The sequence below is a fragment of the Salsipaludibacter albus genome, assembly GCF_019798055.1.
In the GTDB taxonomy this organism is placed as follows: domain Bacteria; phylum Actinomycetota; class Nitriliruptoria; order Nitriliruptorales; family Nitriliruptoraceae; genus Salsipaludibacter; species Salsipaludibacter albus.
The window spans coordinates 63,008-80,782 of the sequence record NZ_JAHOPH010000010.1 but is presented as its reverse complement, the minus strand read 5'-3'; the positions used below and the strand labels follow the sequence as shown (position 1 = coordinate 80,782).

At 72.6% G+C, this 17,775-nt stretch carries 14 protein-coding genes; 3 read left to right on the top strand and 11 right to left on the bottom strand.

What is annotated here, in order from left to right; genetic code table 11:
• Positions 1-123 precede the first annotated feature (123 nt).
• Positions 124-2,262, bottom strand: coding sequence for an alpha-glucan family phosphorylase (glgP, locus tag KR546_RS08255; protein ID WP_238444232.1), 2,139 nt, complete (start codon positions 2,260-2,262; stop codon positions 124-126).
• A gap of 65 nt (positions 2,263-2,327) precedes the next feature.
• Positions 2,328-4,499: a glycogen debranching protein GlgX gene (gene glgX / locus KR546_RS08250; RefSeq protein ID WP_238444231.1), complete on the bottom strand. Its 2,172-nt coding sequence runs from the start codon at positions 4,497-4,499 to the stop codon at positions 2,328-2,330.
• Positions 4,500-4,697: 198 nt separating this feature from the next.
• On the opposite strand from glgX, the gene KR546_RS08245 reads away from it, so the two are divergent.
• Entirely contained in the window at positions 4,698-5,132 is a 435-nt protein-coding gene (locus tag KR546_RS08245; protein WP_238444230.1) for an SRPBCC family protein, read from the top strand.
• Between the two features lie 15 nt (positions 5,133-5,147).
• On the opposite strand, the gene KR546_RS08240 is transcribed toward KR546_RS08245, so the two are convergent.
• From KR546_RS08240 to KR546_RS08210, 7 genes are all read right to left on the bottom strand, one after another.
• Positions 5,148-5,741 (bottom strand): methylated-DNA--[protein]-cysteine S-methyltransferase, encoded by a 594-nt coding sequence (locus KR546_RS08240; RefSeq protein WP_238444229.1) that lies wholly within the window; start codon positions 5,739-5,741, stop codon positions 5,148-5,150.
• Positions 5,738-6,253, bottom strand: coding sequence for an RNA polymerase sigma factor (locus tag KR546_RS08235; RefSeq protein ID WP_238444228.1), 516 nt, complete (start codon positions 6,251-6,253; stop codon positions 5,738-5,740). Before KR546_RS08235 ends, KR546_RS08240 begins: the two co-directional genes overlap by 4 nt.
• Positions 6,254-6,391: 138 nt before the next feature.
• Positions 6,392-7,381, bottom strand: coding sequence for an NAD(P)/FAD-dependent oxidoreductase (locus tag KR546_RS08230; RefSeq protein WP_238444227.1), 990 nt, complete (start codon positions 7,379-7,381; stop codon positions 6,392-6,394).
• A gap of 58 nt (positions 7,382-7,439) precedes the next feature.
• Entirely contained in the window at positions 7,440-7,934 is a 495-nt protein-coding gene (locus KR546_RS08225) for a methylated-DNA--[protein]-cysteine S-methyltransferase (protein WP_238444226.1), read from the bottom strand.
• 252 nt (positions 7,935-8,186) lie between these two features.
• Positions 8,187-9,977 carry a M14 family zinc carboxypeptidase gene (locus KR546_RS08220; protein ID WP_238444225.1) on the bottom strand — a complete coding sequence of 597 codons (1,791 nt, stop codon included), beginning with the start codon at positions 9,975-9,977 and terminating at the stop codon, positions 8,187-8,189.
• Positions 9,978-10,175: 198 nt separating this feature from the next.
• Positions 10,176-10,688 carry a hypothetical protein gene (locus tag KR546_RS08215; protein WP_238444224.1) on the bottom strand — a complete coding sequence of 171 codons (513 nt, stop codon included), beginning with the start codon at positions 10,686-10,688 and terminating at the stop codon, positions 10,176-10,178.
• 149 nt (positions 10,689-10,837) lie between these two features.
• Entirely contained in the window at positions 10,838-12,133 is a 1,296-nt protein-coding gene (locus tag KR546_RS08210) for an FG-GAP-like repeat-containing protein (protein ID WP_238444223.1), read from the bottom strand.
• A 132-nt stretch (positions 12,134-12,265) separates the two neighbouring features.
• Between KR546_RS08210 and KR546_RS08205 the strand changes: the two genes are divergently transcribed.
• Positions 12,266-13,993, top strand: coding sequence for a CHAT domain-containing protein (locus tag KR546_RS08205; protein WP_238444222.1), 1,728 nt, complete (start codon positions 12,266-12,268; stop codon positions 13,991-13,993).
• 55 nt (positions 13,994-14,048) lie between these two features.
• On the opposite strand, the gene KR546_RS08200 is transcribed toward KR546_RS08205, so the two are convergent.
• Positions 14,049-14,930: a helix-turn-helix transcriptional regulator gene (locus KR546_RS08200; protein WP_238444221.1), complete on the bottom strand. Its 882-nt coding sequence runs from the start codon at positions 14,928-14,930 to the stop codon at positions 14,049-14,051.
• A 170-nt stretch (positions 14,931-15,100) separates the two neighbouring features.
• On the opposite strand from KR546_RS08200, the gene KR546_RS08195 reads away from it, so the two are divergent.
• Positions 15,101-15,808, top strand: coding sequence for a hypothetical protein (locus tag KR546_RS08195; RefSeq protein ID WP_238444220.1), 708 nt, complete (start codon positions 15,101-15,103; stop codon positions 15,806-15,808).
• Here KR546_RS08195 and glgB read toward each other — a convergent pair.
• Positions 15,805-17,730 (bottom strand): 1,4-alpha-glucan branching protein GlgB, encoded by a 1,926-nt coding sequence (glgB, locus tag KR546_RS08190; protein ID WP_238444219.1) that lies wholly within the window; start codon positions 17,728-17,730, stop codon positions 15,805-15,807. The two genes, KR546_RS08195 and glgB, sit on opposite strands and share 4 nt — an antisense overlap.
• Positions 17,731-17,775 lie beyond the last annotated feature (45 nt).

The following is a 17,775-nucleotide window of genomic DNA, read 5'->3' as shown; positions in this document are numbered from 1 at the left end:
GCTGACGACCGCCACCCCGTGGTCGCGCGGCAGCCGTGTTCACGCACGATCACGGCTGCCGCCGACTCTACCCCAGCCCACCTCCCCCACCCCGGAGGGACCACGTCCTCACGACGGCGGTGTTCAGTACACCTGGCCGGCGTAGTCGTGCATCATCCGGCTGGCGCAGAACTGGGGGCCGAGGGTCTGCAGGGACGATCGCATCATCGCGACCCAGCCCTGGGGGATGCCGTCGTCGTCGCGGTCGTGGAAGGTCGGCACGACCTGCTGCTCGAGCAGGTCGTAGAGCATCATGGCGTGCTCGTGGTCCTGGCGACCGTGGTCGTCGTCGACGGCGCCGTCGATGCCCCAGCCGTTGGTGCCGTCGTAGCCCTCGGCCCACCAGCCGTCCAGCACCGACAGGTTCAGGCCACCGTTGAGCACCACCTTCATGCCCGACGTGCCCGACGCCTCCATCGGGGGACGCGGGACGTTGACCCACACGTCACAGCCGGCGGTCAGCCGGCGACCGATCTCGATGTCGTAGTCCTCGAGGAAGAACACCCGCTCGGCCAGCTCCGGACGTCCGCGGTTGGCGAACAGGTCCCGGACCATCGCCTTGGCACCGTCGTCCTTGGGGTGGGCCTTGCCGGCGATCAACAACTGGACGGGCTGGTCGCCACCCATGAGCCGGGCCATCCGGTCGACGTCGCGGGTCAGCAGGTACAGGCGCTTGTAGCCGGCGACCCGACGGGCGAAGCCCAGGGTCAGGGCGTCCTCGGACAGCCCGGTGATGCCGAGCTCCGCCCACTCCAGGGTGTCCCCACGACGCAGGCGGTCCCTGGCCGCGACCTCGCGGGCCCAGCGGACCAGGCTCGCCCGGGCCGTCGTGCGTGCGGCCCACAGGTCGGCGGCCGGGATGTCGGCCACCGGCTCCCAGGTGGCCGGGTCGTCGGCCCGACGCCACCAGTCCTCGGCCAGGTGGGTGTCCAGCAGCCCACGGAACTCGTTGCCCATCCAGGTCGGCAGGTGGACGCCGTTGGTCACGTGCCCGATCGGCACGTCCTCGACCTCACCACCGAACAGTGGCTGCCACATGCCGCGGGCGACCTCGCCGTGGCGCTTGGCCACGCCGTTGGTGTTGCGGGCCAGGCGCATCGCCATCGGGGTCATCCCGGCCGGCTCGTGCGGATCGCCGGGCTGGATGCGGCCGAGGTTGAGCAGGCCGTTGGACCCGATGCCCAGGCGGTCGCCCAGGCCCGGCAGCGCCGCCACCAGCACGTCCGGCGGGTAGGTCTCGTTGCCGGCGGCGACCGGGGTGTGGGTGGTGAACACGCAGCGGTCCCGCACGGCATCGCGGGCGGTGTCGAAGTCGGCGCCGTCGGCCACGCGCTGCGCGATCAGCTCGACCGCGGCCAGTGCGGCGTGGCCCTCGTTGAGGTGGAGCAGCGACGGTTCGACGCCCAACCGGTCGAGCAGGCGCACGGCCCCGATCCCGAGCGTGGCGTACTGCGCCAGGCGGACGTCGTCGTTGCCGTCGTAGAGCCGGGCGGTGGTCCACCGGGCGGCCGGCGAGTTCTCCGGGAGGTCGGTGTCCAGCAGGAGCAGCGGCACGCGGCCGACCTGGATCACCCAGGCACGGGCGGTCGCCTCCGTCCCACGGATCGGCACCGTCACCGTGACCTGCTCGCCGTCACGACGCAGCGGGACGATCGGTGACAGGGCGGGGTCGGTGGCCTGCCACGACTCGACCTGCCAGCCACTGGCGTCGAGCCGCTGCTGGAAGTAGCCGTTCCGGTAGAACAGCCCGACCGCCACCATGGGCAGTGCGAGGTCCGAGGCCTCCTTGAGGATGTCGCCCGCCAGGACACCGAGACCACCCGAGTACAGCGGCATGGACTCGTGGACGCCGAACTCGGCACACAGGAACGTCACGGGCGACGACGGGTCGAAGTCGTCCATGCTGGGACGCGCGAGGTCGTCGTCGAGCTCCTCGGCGAGGGCGGCGATGCGGGCGACCAGCTCCTGGTCGTCCGCGGCTGCCTCCAGCCGGGTCGGGGACGCCTCGACCAGGAGGCGGACCGGGTTGGCGTGCACCGCGTGCCACCGGCCCGGGTCCACCGCCATGAAGACGTCGATGGCCCCGGGGGTCCACGACCAGCGGTAGTTGTAGGCCACCTGGGCCAGGGGCCGGAGTGGCTCGGGCAGGCGTCGCGCGAGGTCGTCGATCGCCGTGGCGAGCGAGTCCTCGACGACGTCGAGGGGCTGGGGGAGGGTGGTCATGGAGGCACCTTCGAGGTGGTCCGGGTCAGGGATGGTGGGATCGTGGGTCGTGCGGATCGTGCGGGTCAGGAGCCGGGGCGTGCCCGGGTCGCTGCCGGAGGCCGCGGGACCGGGCCTTCGGGCGCGTCGACGTGGCGCAGCAGGAGCTGGTGGTGGCCGAGGAGACGGATCTCGTGTCCGGCCTCGTACACCTGGCCGTCGTCGGCGGGGGGCGCACCGGTGGCCGTGTCCAGCACCTGCTGCCAGGTGCGTCCGCGGTCCCCGTTGGGAAGCGTGAAGGTACGGCCGTCGGCGTGGGCGTTGAGCAGCCACAGGTAGGTCAGGTCCTCGACCGGCTCGCCACGGTCGCCGCGCCGGGCGATGGCACTGCCGTTGAGGAGCACCTGCAGGGTCTTGACGCCGGGGGCGTGCCAGTCCTGCTCACGCATGGCCTCGCCGCCCGCGGTCAGCCAGGCGACGTCGTAGTCGCCGTCGTCGCCGAACCCGCCTGCCAGGAAGTGGCGCCGACGGAACACCGGGTGGGCCCGGCGCAGGGCGACCAGGCCGGCGGTGAACGCGACCAGGTCGTCGTCGGCCGCGGCCCAGTCGAACCAGGTGGTCTCGTTGTCCTGGCAGAAGGCGTTGTTGTTGCCGCCCTGGGTCCGGCCGAGCTCGTCACCACCCAGCAGCATCGGCACGCCCTGGCTGAGCAGCAGCATGGTGAGCATGTTGCGGGCCCGTCGCTGGCGCAGGGCGGTCACGTCGGGGTCGTCGGTGGGGCCCTCGACACCGCTGTTCCATGACCGGTTGTCGTCGTGGCCGTCGGTGTTGTCGTAGCCGTTCGCCTCGTTGTGCTTGCGCTCGTAGGCGACCAGGTCGGCCAGCGTGTAGCCGTCGTGGGCGGTCACGAAGTTGATGCTCGAGCCGGGGCCACGCCCGTTGTGCTCGAACAGCGCCTGGCTGCCGGCGATGACCGACGAGACGCGCGCCAGCGTGCCGTCGGCGCCACGCCCGAAGTCGCGCACGGTGTCCCGGAAGGTCGCGTTCCACTCGGCCCACGGGGCCGGGAAGCGGCCCTGCTGCCAGCCGCCGGGCCCGACGTCCCAGGGCTCGGCGATCAGCTTGGTCTGGCTGATGATGGGGTCCTGGTTGACCGCCGACAGGAAACCGGCCTGGTCGGAGTAGCCGTGGTCGGTCCGGGCCAGCGCCGTCGCCAGGTCGAAGCGGAACCCGTCGACCCGGCACTCGGTGACCAGGAAGCGCAACGAGTCCATGACCAGCTTGACCATGGACTTCGAACGCAGGTCGACGGTGTTGCCGGTCCCCGAGTAGTTGACGTAGTGCGACCGGTCGTCGGCGGCCAGTCGGTAGGCCTGGAAGTTGTCGATGCCACGCAGCGACAGCATCGGCCCGTCACTGCTGCCCTCGGCGGTGTGGTTGTAGACGACGTCGAGCAGGACCTCGATCCCCGCCGCGTGCAGGGCCTTCACCATGCCCTTGAACTCGTTGACGACCTCCTCGGGGTCGTCCGTGCGGGCCCACCCGGGGTGGATCGCGAACCAGTTGATCGGGTTGTAGCCCCAGTAGTTGGTCAGGCCACGTCCGGACAGGTCGCCCTCGGTCAGGAAGGCCTGGACCGGCATCAGCTCGACGGAGGTGACGCCGAGGCGGGTCAGGTGGTCGATCGCCGCCGGATGGGCCATGCCGGCGTAGGTGCCACGCAGGTGGCGCGGCACGTCGGGCATCCGGTGGGTGAACCCCTTGACGTGGACCTCGTAGATGACCATGTCGGCCCACTCGTGCTCGGGCGGGCGATCGTTGCCCCAGTTGAACGACGAGGAGACGACGACCGAGCGCGGCACGTGGTCCGCGGAGTCGTGGGGATCGGGGCGCCGGGCCATGTCCTGCAGGTCGTGGCCGTGCACCGACGGGTCCCAGTCGACATCCCCGACGATCCCCCGGGCGTAGGGGTCCAGCAACAGCTTCGCCGGGTTGCAGCGGTCGCCGGCGGCGAGGTCCCACGGCCCGTGGACGCGGTAGCCGTAGCGGGTCCCGGGGCCGACGTCGGGGACGTAGCCGTGCCACCGGTGGTTGGTGAACGAGGTCAGCTCGAGCCGGGTCTCCGCGCCGTCGTCGTCGAACAGGCACAGCTCGACGCCCTCCGCGGTCTCGCTGTAGAGCGCGAAGTTCGTCCCGAGACCGTCGTAGGACGCCCCGAGGGGCTCGGCCGAGCCCGGCCAGACCTCATAGTGGGGCATGCACGCTCCCGCGTCGGATCGAACGAGGACGCCGCTCGGACGTCCGAAGACTCCCGGCAGGGACGCCGGCGGCACGAACGCCCATTCTACGGCCACCCGGCACGGCCAACAAAACCCACGGATCCGTGCCCCACCGATCGGCCACCGCGCGTGTCGGAGGTGTCGCCACCATGGGTGCCTCCCGATCCCGGAGCAACCATGCCCGCAGCGGTCACCGAGACCATCGACGTCGACGCCACGCCGGAGACGGCCTTCTTCTACGTCGCGGACTTCGCCCACCTCGACGAGTGGGACCCGATGTTCGACCAGGCCGAGCGCCTCGACCCCGACGAGCCCCTCGGCGAGGGAGCCCGCTTCCGGGTCGTGGCCGAGGTCGCGAACCGCGAGGTCACGATCGACTACCGGATCGCCACCTGGGACCCGCCGCACCGGGTGGTGCTGGTGGGGACCGCCGAGTCGTTCGTCTCGACCGACGACATCCGGTTCGCCCCCCACGACGCCGGCACCCGGATCACCTACCACGCCGAGGTGGACTCGGACGCCCCGGACTGGGTCGACGCGGCGGCGACCCCGCTGTTCAAGGTCGTCGGCAAGCGCACGGCGTCCGGGCTGCGCGACCGCCTGGGGAGTTGAGGCCGAACCGACCGGTCAGCCGGCCTCGAGGTCCAGCAGCCATCGCTTGGCGCGCTCGCCCCCGCCGTACTGCCCCGGGGTGCCGTCACTGCGCACGACCCGATGGCACGGGACCACCAGCGGCAGCGGGTTGCGGGCACACGCCGTGCCGACCGCGCGCGACGCCCGGGGCCGACCGACGGCGCGGGCGACCTCGGCGTAGCTGGCCGTGTGGCCGTAGGCGATCGCGGGCAGGTGCGCGACGACATCGCGGCGGAACCCGTGGGCCAGGCGCAGGTCCACGTCGAGGTCGAACGACGTGCGGGCGCCGGTGAAGTACTGGTCGAGTTGGCGGGCGACGTCGTCGAGACCGGCCGGATCAGCCAGCAGTCGTGGCCCGATCTCCGTGGCGAGCGTGGCCAGGACCCGGTCGTGGTCCTCGCGCGCGAAGGCCACCTTGACCAGGCCGCGGTCGGTGCCGGCCAGCAGCAGCGGGCCCACGGGACTGTCGACGGTGCGGACGACCACGTCCAGCAGGTCCGCCGCGGCCGCGTCACGGACCAGTCGCGCACGCAGGCGATCACGGGTGGCCGGGTCGGGGTCGAGCCCGGCGAACAGGGCATCGGTCATGGTCCGCCTCCCTCGAGGACGTCGGCCAGGTCGCGGCGCAGGCGTGCGATGCCGTCCGACGAGGCCCGGCGGGCGGCCGCGACGGAACCACCCACGATCGAGGCGACCTCCGCATGGGGCAGGCCGGCGACGTGGTGGTAGGTCACGCAGGCCCGCTGCTTGTCCGGCAGGGCCGCCAGCGCGTCCCAGATCCGGGGGTCGCGCAGCGGCGGGATCCCGTCGTCGCCGGCACGTGCGGGTCCAGGTCGCCGGGGCTCCGGGGCCGCCCCGACCGGGACGGCGTGGCGTCGCCGCGCCCGGACGACGTCGATCGCCTTGCGGTGGGCGATCGTGACGAGCCAGCCCTCGACGTTGCTGTCCGGACGCAGGTCGGGCCATGCCCGGAGTGCGGCGAGGTAGGCCTCCGACCACGCGTCCTCGGCCTCCGGGGTCGGCCCGAGCACGGCCCGGCAGACCCGCAGCACCGTGTCGGCGTACTGGGTCGCGGTCGGGTCGAACGGCAGCGTGTTCACACCCTGCCAACGTACGACGCGGGCGAAACGTGAGCCGGCCCTCCTCGACGACTCCCGAGCGTGACCGACGGGCGCCGACTGTTGCTCGATCCCTGCACACTCGGCAGGGGGTTGGGACGGGCGGACGGAGGCGAGCGGTCAGGGGAGGGTCGCGACCAGGTCGGCGACGCGCTCGGCGGTGCCGGGGGCGAGGGTCCAACCCGCACCGCCGTGGCCGTAGGCGTGGATCACCGGCGTCCCCGCCAGGTCCGTCCCGCGCTCGACCCGCACCCCGCCTCGACGCCATGGGCGCAGCCCCACCATCGGTTCGAGCTCGGCGTCGCGCACGTCGGCCAGCCCCGGTGCGAGGTGGACCGCGGCGTCCACCAGCCGACGGGCCAGGCCGCCGTCGGGCGTGCGGTCGTGCGCGCCCCAGTCGGCCGTCCCGCCGACCAGGACCCCGTCCCGCCGGGGGTAGACGTAGCTGCCGTGGCGTGACATGGATCGGTCCGGGTCCCAGTCCGCGACCGCCGCCGATCGCACCCGCACGACCGTTCCACGGACCGCGACGACGTCAGGGTCGCCGACCAGCCGGCTGGCGGCGACACCGGTCGCGTTGACCACGACCTCGCCCAGGTCGACGACCTCCTCCAGCCGGGACACGACACGATGGCGGGGGACCACCGCGTGGTCGCCCTGGAGGTGTCCCAGCAGGGCCGGCAGGACCTCGTCGACGTCGAAGAACCAGGTGGTGAACGCGACGGCGGCGGTGTCCCCCGGTGCCGCGACACCGGACAGTCCGGCCCCGGGCCCCGGCACGGAGCGCTTGACGTCGTCGACCAGGTCGAGCCAGTCGCCTTCGAACGGGCCGTTCGTGGTCACGACGGCGTGGCGATGCCGGCGGATGCCCAAGGTCGTCGCGAAGCCGCTCGACGTCCAGCCGACCAGGACGTCGCGACTGGCCACCAGCAGGGGACGCAGGAGTGGCGAGTCGTCGACCAGCCGGGGCTTGAAGCTGGCACCCGCCGTCGCGCTGGTGGTGGCAAGCGGGTCCTCGTGGGTCAGCACCTCGACCGCATGGCCGCGGTGGGACAGCGCGTGTGCCGCCATCAGCCCGACGACCCCGGCACCGACGACCACGACCTGCACGCTGCACCTCCCGGGTCCAGCCAACCGTGCCGTGGACGGGGTGTCGACCTCGACGGGGTCAGCCCGTGAACAGGCTCTGGGTGCCGGACTCGTGGTCCAGCAGCCAGCGCTTGCGGTCCAGCCCCCCGCCGTAGCCGACGAGGCCGCCGTCGGCCCCGATCACGCGGTGACACGGGACGACCACGGCGATCGGGTTGCGACCGTTGGCCAGCCCGACCGCGCGGGTGGTCGAGGGACCCCCGACCCGGGCCGCGACCTGGCCGTAGCTGCGGGTCTCGCCGTGCGGGATGGCGACCAGTTCCTCCCAGACCCGCCGTTGGAAGTCGGTGCCACGGGGGTCGATGGCCAGGTCGAACGTGGTGCGCTCCCCAGCGAAGTACTCGTCGAGCTGGCGGCGGGCCTCGGCCAGGGACTCCGGGTCGTGCGCGCCGAGGTCGGCCGGGTCGGGGGGATGGGTCCGGTCCTGGAAGTGCAGCCCGACCAGCACGTGGTCGTCGCCGACCAGTGTCAGCGGCCCCAGCGGGCTGGGATGGTGGACATGGACCGTGGACACGATGGCGACCTTGGACGGTGGACACACAGCATGCCAACGCACCGGCGCCCCGCGACGTGAGGTCCGACGACGACGTCCGGCCGGGCCCGGCCGGACCGGGCCGCCCTCGCGTCGATGCGTACGGCGGTGACGACCGAGGGACTGACCATGACCAGCAACGGGCATCCGGTGGAGGATGAACCCACCCACGGAGCGGGGCCGGCCACGTCGGCCGGCCCCGGGTTCGCCACGGCCGTCAGGACGGGGGCGTGGTCACGTGCCGCAGTCGTCGAACGCGACCGTGGCGACGTCGCCACGGTCGACGACCACGTCGACCTCCTCACGGACTTTCTTGCCGGGCTTCTTGGCACACGACACGGTCCACGCATCGGTCACCAGGGCGCTCACGAACTCTGCCGGTCGCACCGACGGGGTGACGTGCCAGGTGAAGGTCCCGTCCTCGCCGACCACGATGGAGGACTCGCGGGTGGTGTCGACCTGGATGATCGGGCCCTGTGACCCGCCCGACAGCTGGGGCGGTGCGCTGGACAGCACGAAGTCGTTGCGAACGGTCAGCTCGGCGCCGGGCGGCGCGGTCCCGGTGATCACGGCGTGCCCGGACGTGTCGGCGGCGGCCTCCATGGCCCGCAGGTACATCTCGCGGTGCTCGGGCCACTCGTCCGCGACGCCGTCGTAGGGTGGGTGGAACCCGCCCTCGCCCAGGTCGAGCTCGGGCGTGAACGCCCACGCGCCGGTCGAGTAGAAGGCGTACTGCTCGGCGACGCCGCTGCCGTTGTAGTAGATCTCGTCCCACGGCCCCGGCAGGTAGTTCGGGGGCTCGGCGAGGTGCTCGGCCAGGGCCTGGTAGGGCGCCTCGTCGACCGGGTCCGGCTCGTTGAGGTCGGCCGGCGCCCGCAGGATGCGCTCGTCGGGCGTGTGGTTGTTGATCGCCACGGTGACCTGGCGGGAACCCGCCAGCCACTCCATGTTGCGGATCTCGGGCTCGGAGAAGGGCGCCTCGCCACGATAGTTGGAGGCCGTGGGACGGAAGCTCGCGCCGATGCTGCCCCAGTAGGACACGTAGTTGCGGTTGGGGTCGACGCCCTGGCTGAAGTTGGCCGGGTCCTCGCACTCCTCGCGGGTCGGGATCTCGCCGGGTGCGACCCGGCAGTTCTTGCGCTTGAACTCCTGCACGAGGCGGCGCGAGATGTCGTAGCCGTCCGGGTTGACGACCGGGACGAACACGACCCGGACCCGGTCCAGCAGGTCGGTCACCCGGGGGTCGACGCCGTCACTGAGCAGCAGTTCCCAGGCCAGCTCCATGGTGTAGTCCACGGTCGGCCACTCGCGGGCGTGGTGCACACCGCTCATGAGCATCTCGGCCTTGCCGGACCTCGTCGCGACGTCGTGGGTGATCTCGATGCCCCAGACCTCCTGGCCGAGCAGGCTCTCCTCGGGCAGCTCGAACAACTGCACGCGGTCGGGGTAGGTCTCGGCGAGGTGGGCCAACTCGTGGTTGACCTCCGGCAGGGTGCGGTAGGTCACCCGGCCGGTCGGCAACGCCGACGCCTCTGCCGGCAGCACGCCGTCCTCCGCCAGGGCGATCGGGGGCAGGAGGGCCTCGTCGACCTCCTCGGGCAGGTCGTCGTCGGCGGTCGCGACCGCCGCAGCGGCATCAGCCCCGCCGGGCAGGCGCGCCGCTCGGCGCTCCTCGGCCCGGCGGGCCGCGCGGTTGCGGGCAGTGAGGTCCGGGACGACGGTCTCCCAGTCCAGCCCGGCCTCGTCGAGCGCCTCCAGGTCGGACCCGTCCTGCACGAGGACGGACGTCGTCGGGGCGGCGATGGACTCGACGTCCAACTCGAGGTCGGCGAGGGCCTCGCGTGCCTCGTCGGTGGAGGTGTCGACCTCGACGAGCGAGACGCGCGCCTCGCCGGGAGCGACCTGGGCGGCGGCCGGCGACCCGGGACGCAGCCCGGTGACGGCCAGCAGGCTGGCGACGAGTGCGGCCAGGGCGAGCAGGGTGACGAGCCGATGGCGGCCCGATGACATGGATGGTGTTCGCATGGGTGTGCCTCGTGTGGTGATCGAGATCTCGGGGAGAGCAGTGGCCCGGGGCCACGCAGATCCATCACCTCCTTCCCGGAGGCCGGCGTCGCCGACGACCCTAGGTCCCGGTGCCGTCCCGGGGATGTCCTGGTGATGTCACCGGTGTTTCACGTCGACCCACCGCGACCAACGTCACGCCACCCGGCCCGACCGCCGTCAGGCCAGTGCGGCGGCCGCGATCACCGGGCGGATCGACTCGACACGTGCGTGTTGGTCGTCGGCCCGCTCGACCAGCTCGGCCAGGGTCACGACCTCCAGCGGCTCGCCGGGCAGTGCCTCCTGCAGGGACCGCCACAGGCTCCGCTTGCCGGCGATGCCCGAGCACAGGGTCTCGAGCTCGACCAGTCGGCTGAGCGGGGACGAGCCGAGGAGGCGGCCGTTGGGCTTGGCACGGGTCGCGCGCTCACCGAGCAGGGCCGCGGCCTGCTTCACCCTCGAGGGCTCGACGACCAGCGTGTCGCAGACCTGTCGCAGCCAGGCCTCGTCCTGCTCGATGTCGACCACGACCCCGCCGAAGACCGGCCCCGCCGGGGTGCCCCGGTGCACGTCGCGGCAGTGGCGCACCAGCGCCAACCCGGCCGCCGCGCCGGCGACGTGGTCCGACAGGTAGCTCCAGCGTCGGTCCTGCGCGGAGGAGATCCCGAGTCCGAGGACGCGCGTCGACACCATCGTGGTTCCTCCGTCGTCGGGCCGGCGGCGACGGCCACCGGCGGTCGCGACCGGCCGGCTCGCCCGGCTGGTGCGACCGCGGTCGACGCTACGACCCGGACGAGGACCTGACAGCCCCGCCAACGGTCCCGTCGCCCCCACCGCCCGGGTCACCCGGTCGTTCCGGCCACCACGTAGGCCGTGCCGGGGGCGGTGCCGGCGAAGCTCAGGCCCACCGCCGTCACCACGAAGTCGGTGCGACCGTCGCCGTCGACGTCGCCCAGGCCCAGGGCGTCGACCCCGAAGTTCTCCCCGGCCGTCGTGCTGGTGATCTCCTGGAGGACGTCACCCGTCCGACCAGACCGGACCCACGCCTTGCCGGCCGTCGGGGCACCGGCACCGGACAGGTAGCCGGCGACGACCAGGTCGGCGTGGCCGTCGCCGTCGACATCCCCGACGCCGCGACCGGGGCCGACGCCCTCGCCCGGGAGTTCGCCGGTGAACCGGTGGAGCCGCTCGCCCGTCGCGCCGGAGAACACGTACGCCGCGCCGCTGAAGGGCGGGTTCTTGGCCTGGTTGGCCTTGCCGCCGGCGAAGTCCCCGACGTACACGTCACCGATCCCGTCCCCGTCGACGTCCCCGGCGCCGGAGGCGAAGAACTGGCCGAAGGCCACCGCGTCGCCCTGCGGGTTGAGCCGGTGCAGGATCGTGCCGTCGACGCCGGACACGACGAAGGCCACGCCACCGCCGTGTCCACCGCCCGTGGCGCCCACGGCCAGGTCCTGGGTCCCGTCGCCGTCGACGTCCCCGACCAGCCCGAGCGCCGAGCCCAGCAGGTCGCCGACCTTCGGGCCACTGATCGACCACAGCACCGTGCCGTCGGCGCCCGAGCGCACCGACACCCGGCCCCGGTTGCCATCGGCGAACAGCGCGCCGAGTGCCACGTCGTCGTGACCGTCCCCGTCGACGTCGCCCGCGGCCGACACCGAGAACCCCCACAGCAGTCCCGCCGGACCGTCCAGGTCCAGCAGCACACCGTGGTCCGCGCCGGACCAGACCACCACGCGACCGGGGTCGGACGCCGAGGCCCCGGGGCCGCCGGCCGCATAGTCGGGCACCCCGTCGCCGTCGACGTCCCCGGCAGCCGACGTCGACCAGCCGAGGTTGTTCCCGGGGGCGCCGAGGTGCTCGGCCAGCACCTCCCTGGTGGCGCCGGAGTAGACGGTGACCTTCCCGGCGCCGGCGGGTGAGTGGTTGATCTCCGGGACGGCGAGGTCGTCGACCCCGTCGCCGTCCACGTCGTCGACGTTGGCCGCGACCCAGCCGTACCACCCGTTCACCTCCTCGCCGTCGAGGCGATCGATGACGACCACGTCGTCCTCGAGGAAGCCGGGGGCGGCGGCGGCCGTGCCGGCTGCGGCGAGTGCGAGGACGATAGCGGCGATGATCGTGCGGCCCAGTCGCATGGTGGTCTCCTGGTGGGGGGCGACGACGTCAAGGATCGACGACGGACACGGCCGCGGCTGTCACGATCTTGCGAGGATCACGCGATCCCCCGCCACGGCACCACCGCGACGTAGGATGGGCGGGAGGTCGTCATGCAGCCGCCCACCTACCGCAACTTCGACCTGGCCGTCGTCCGCGAGGGCGACCGCCTCGTCGCACGGGTGCTGGAGTCGCCGGTCGGCCAGGCCGAGCACCGGTTCGACTGGCCCTTCGACGCACGGGACCTCGAGCTCCTCGTGCTCACGGCGGGACGGACCAGGATCGGCGTCCGACGCGTCGGCTCCCCACAGATGGCCCGGGCACGGAGCTTCGGCCAGCAGCTCCACGACACCGTCCTCGGCGGCGCCGTGGGGACCTGCCTGCTGCGCAGCCTCGACGCGGTGGAGCGCGAGGACGCGCGGCTGCGGATCCGGCTGCGACTGACGGACGTCCCGGAGCTCCACGACGTCCCGTGGGAGTTCCTCTGGTCAGACGAGCTCGGACGGTTCCTGGTCGTGTCGCTCGACACGCCGCTGGTGCGCTACCTCGACCTGGCCCGCACGCCTCGACCGTTGCAGGTCGCGACCCCGCTGCGGGTGGTCGCGCTGGTGGCCCTCCCGCAGGGCGCCGCCGCCCTGGACGTCGACCGCGAGGCGGCCAACCTCCGCGACGCGCTCGCGCCCGTTGTCGCCACCGGCCGGGTCGTGCTCGAGCAGCTGCCGGACGGGACGGCGGACGGCCTGCAGGATCGGCTGCGACGTGGCGACGCCCACGTCCTGCACGTGGTCGGCCACGGCGGCTTCGACCCCGGCACCGGGGAGGGGGTGGTGGTGCTGGAGGACGCGGAGGGCCGGCCCCGGCTGGTCACGGCCGACGAGCTGGGCACCATCCTGCACGACCATCGCCCACTCCGGCTGGTGGTGCTCAACTCCTGCGAGGGCGCCCGGACCGGGGCCGAGGACCCCTACGGCGGGGTCGCGCAGGCACTCGTTCGCCAGGGCATCCCGGCGGTCGTGGCGATGCAGTTCGAGATCACCGACCGGGCGGCGATCATCTTCTCGCGGGCGTTGCACCGATCGATCGCGGACGGCTTCCCGATCGACGCGGCCGTCTCCGAGGGGCGCAAGGCCCTGTTCGCGGCGGGCAACGACGTCGAGTGGGCCACCCCGGTGCTGTTCATGCGCACGCCCGACGGACGCATCTTCGACCTGGCGCCCGGGCACCCGGTCTCCACGTCCGATGAGCCCGTGTCCGAGGTCACGCCGTTCGCGATCCCGCCGAGGCCACGCGACCCGCCGGGCGAGCGCGGTCCCGAACGCGGTGCCACCCGCGACCCGGACGGATCGGCACCGCACGGACGTGCTGTCACCCGGACGGGTCGTGGCCGCGGCGTCGCGATCGCGGTGGTCACGGTGCTGGTCGTCGTGATCGCGGGATTCGGCTGGTGGGCGACACGGGACGACGAGGTGGGAACCGACGACGGGTCGTCGGTCCCGGCCGGCGCCGTCCGGGTGGCGTCGGCCTGCGAGACGGGCGAGCTGTCCGGCCACCTCGGTCCGGCGGAGCGCAGTGGCCGGCTGGTGCGTCTGCCGGTGCACGTCGTCAACGTCGACCCCCGGGCTGAGTACGTCATCAACGGCGTCACGGAGGTGCGCGACCAGGACGGCAACCTCCTGACCACCAACGAGGGCGTCCTGGCCGAGGCCCAGACCCTCGACCCCGACGAGGTGCTCGACGCCGTGTTGACCGTGACGCCGGGCGAGACGGCCCTCGAGGCCGTCACCGTGACCTTCAACCTGGCCTGCGAGAACCTCACCACCGAGGCCGTGCCGGTGCCCTGACCACCTCCGGACGACCCCACATCGCGACACCCGCCCGTCGCAGGCGACGCGCTCGTCAGTTCGCCAGGTCGGCCCGCACCTGGGACGGCGTGCTGCCGAAGGCGCGGCGGAACGCCGCCGTGAAGTGGCTGTGGCTGGAGAACCCCAGGTCGTGGGCGATCGCCGCCAGTTCACGGTCCGGCAGCCACCCCAGTGCGGTCCGCAGTCGCAGCGACGTCTGGTGGGCGTGGATCGTGGTCCCGGTGCGTGACCGGAACACCCGGTGCAGGTGCCAGGGCGAGGACCCCACGGCCTCGGCCACGCCCGCGAGGTCGACGTCGACGCCACGACAGGCGCCCAGGAACTCGCGGGTGTCCTGCACCAGGCGACGGTGGCGTCGCCCGGTCGACGGCTGGGTCGACGACCTGGCCGGCCGACGTCGGGCGCCGGCCTCCAGCACCTCGCGCAGCACGTCGAGGGCGGTCTCCTCCACTGCCAGGGTCGACAGCGTGGCGCGGGCGAGCCCGGTCGTCAGCCAGCGCTGGCGGAGGTAGGCGTCGTCGGGCAACGGGCAGTGGTCGACGGCGAAGACCCGTCCGTCGCGGAACCGCCGATCGTGGACCCGCCCCTCGGGATCCACGTCGCCGCACAGCCGTTCCCACCACGAACCCGGGATCGACACCCATTCGCAGCGGTCGCCGACCGGATCGATGAGACGCCGGTGGTAGGCGTCACCGGGGTTGTAGAGCATGGCCGTCGTCGCGTCGGCGACGACCTCCGCACGTCGCCGGTGGCGGATGCCCACGGCCGTCCGGGGGAACACCACGATCGCCCGATCCGTGGTCCCGCCGCCGAACCCGAGGTCACCCGGTCGGGCACGGAACCACCCCGTCGTCACGCTGCCCCGGTCGACCACCACCTCGCGGACGGCGCCTTGCACGTCACCGGGATGGCCCACGCGTCGTCTCCTGTCCGCACCACGACCAGCATCGCAGGTCCGCGGCCCACCCTCAACCGGTCCGACGGCACCGCGGATCGCGACCTCCACCGGCCACGCGGACGGGTCGAGGGCGGATGGCAGGACGCGTGGACTGATTCCCTGCACGCGACCCTCCCCACGGAATCCCCATGTCACGCCACGTCCTCGCCGCTGCGTTCGCGGCCGTCCTCCTCGCCGGCTGCGGAGGTGGCGACGCCAACCCTGCGCCGTCACCGACGGACACCGCCGCCCCGACCACGTCGGATGCCTCCCCGGCCCCGGCTCCGGCGACGCCGTCGCCCGACGTCGCCCCGACGACGGCCCCCGAGCCGACGAGCCCGCAGCCCACCGATGCCCCGACGGCCTCCGGGACGAGCGCACCCGCTGCCCCCACCCAGGCGGACCCGCCGTTGTCGGTCGAGCCGGTCGCGGTCGACCCGCCGGACGACACGGACGCGGCGACCCTGGTCCAGGACCTGTCCGACCTCGAGTTGGAGGTCGGCCGCCAGGCGCAGCAGGCCGGCGACGACGAGGAGGCCGTCCGGGCCATCGCTGCCCAGCGCTTCGTCGGTGCGGGACTCGAGGACTTCGTGCAGTTCGCCGTGACCGGCCTGGCCGGCGTGCCGCTGCCCGACCAGCCCCTCGAGACCACCGACGTCGAGGTGCTCGATGCCGGACCCGGCTGCATCTTCGTCACCTACGGGCTCGGCGACATCGAGGTCCCGGGTGGCCCGGCGCTGGTCCGGATCGTCGCGACCGGGTCGGCCGAGGAGCCGGCCTGGCGGGTCGAGCGCCAGTTCGGCGCGGCCGCCGTGACCGACCCGGACACCGTGTGTCCCGACCAGGTGGCCGGCTAGGCCGGTTCCCGGTCGGGCGCGAGCAGGAACAGCACCGACAGGGGCGGCAGGGTCAACGCGACCGACTGCGAGAAGCCGTGCATCGGCTCCGGCTCGGCCTCCACCGCACCCAGGTTGCCCTCGCCCGACCCGCCGTAGTCCTCGGCGTCGGTGTTGAGCAGTTCGGTCCACGAGCCGGTCATCGGCACGCCGACCCGGTAGCCGTGGCGGGGAACCGGAGTGAAGTTGGCCACGACCAGCACCGGCGGATGGGTCCGGGCCTGGCGCAGCATCGACAGCACCGACTGGTCGGTGTCGGACGCGTCGACCCAGCGGAACCCCTCGGGGTGGACGTCGCCGACGTGCAGGGCCGGGTTGTCGCGATAGGCGTGCGCGGCGTCGCGGGTCAGCCGCAGCACGCCACCGTGCAGGGGTGACTCGAGCTCGTGCCAGTCCAGGCTCGCGTCGTGCTTCCACTCGGCTCGCTGCCCGAACTCCTGGCCCTGGAACAGCAGCTTCTTGCCCGGGGTGGCGAACTGCCAGGCCAGCAGGCACCGCAGGTTGGCGAACTGCTGCCAGTCGTCCCCCGGCATCTTGCCCAGCAGCGACCCCTTGCCGTGCACCACCTCGTCGTGGCTGAGCGGCAGGCAGTAGTTCTCGGCCCAGGCATAGATCGCCCGGAAGGTCAGGCGGTCGTGGTGGAAGCGCCGGTGCACCGGGTCACGCTGGAAGTAGTCGAGCGTGTCGTGCATCCAGCCCATGTCCCACTTGAACCCGAACCCCAGGCCGCCCAGGTAGGTCGGTCGGGACACGCCGGGCCACGCGGTCGACTCCTCGGCGAAGGTCTGCACGTCGGGAAAGTTGCCGAACACCTCGGTGTTGAGCCGACGCAGGAAGTCGACCGCCTCGATGTTCTCGTTGCCACCGAACTCGTTGGGGATCCACTCGCCGTCCTCGCGGGAGTAGTCGAGGTAGAGCATCGAGGCGACGGCGTCGACCCGGAGGCCATCGACGTGGTAGCGGTCCAGCCACGAGATCGCCGAGCTCAGCAGGAACGAGCGCACCTCGTGACGGCCGTAGTTGAAGATCGACGACTTCCAGTCGGGGTGGAAGCCCTTGCGCTGGTCGGCGTGCTCGTACAGGTGGGTCCCGTCGTACTCCTGCAGGGCGTAGTCGTCGGTCGGGAAGTGCGACGGCACCCAGTCCAGGATCACGCCGACCCCGGCCTGGTGCAGCGTGTCGACCAGGAACATGAAGTCCTGGGGCGTGCCGTAGCGCGACGACGGCGCGAAGTAGCCCGTCGTCTGGTAGCCCCACGAGCCCTCGAAGGGGAACTCCATGATCGGCAGGAACTCGACGTGGGTGAAGCCCATGTTCGTGGCGTGCTCGGCCAGGCGCGGCGCGAGTTCGCGGTAGGTCAGCACCCGGTCGTCGTCACCGCGCTGCCACGAGCCCATGTGGACCTCGTAGATGGTGAAGGCGCTGTCCTGGGTCTGGCGCTCGCCGCGGCCGGCCATCCACTCGTCGTCGTCCCAGTCGTAGTCCAGGTCCCAGACCTTCGAGCCGGTCTTGGGTGGCGTCTCGGTGTGGACGGCGTAGGGGTCGAACTTGTCCTTGTCGGAGCCGTCCTTGCGGGTGATCCGGTACTTGTAGGTCGTCCCCTGCTCGACGCCGGGGACGAACCCCTCCCAGATGCCCGAGTCGCCCCGGACCTCCAGGGGGTGGCTGCGGCCGTCCCAGCCGTTGAAGTCACCCACGACGGCCACCCGGGTGGCGTTGGGCGCCCACACGGCGAAGTGCACGCCGGGGTCACCGTCCACCTCGGTCAGGTGGGCACCGAGCTTGTCGTACAGGCGCAGGTGGGTGCCCTCGTTGAACAGGTAGAGGTCCTGGTCACCCAGCAGCGAGCCGCCACTGCGAACGGAGGTGGAGTCGTCGGCCATGGTGTCGGGCCTTGTCGTCGCGGGAGGTCGGGAGGTCGGGAGGTC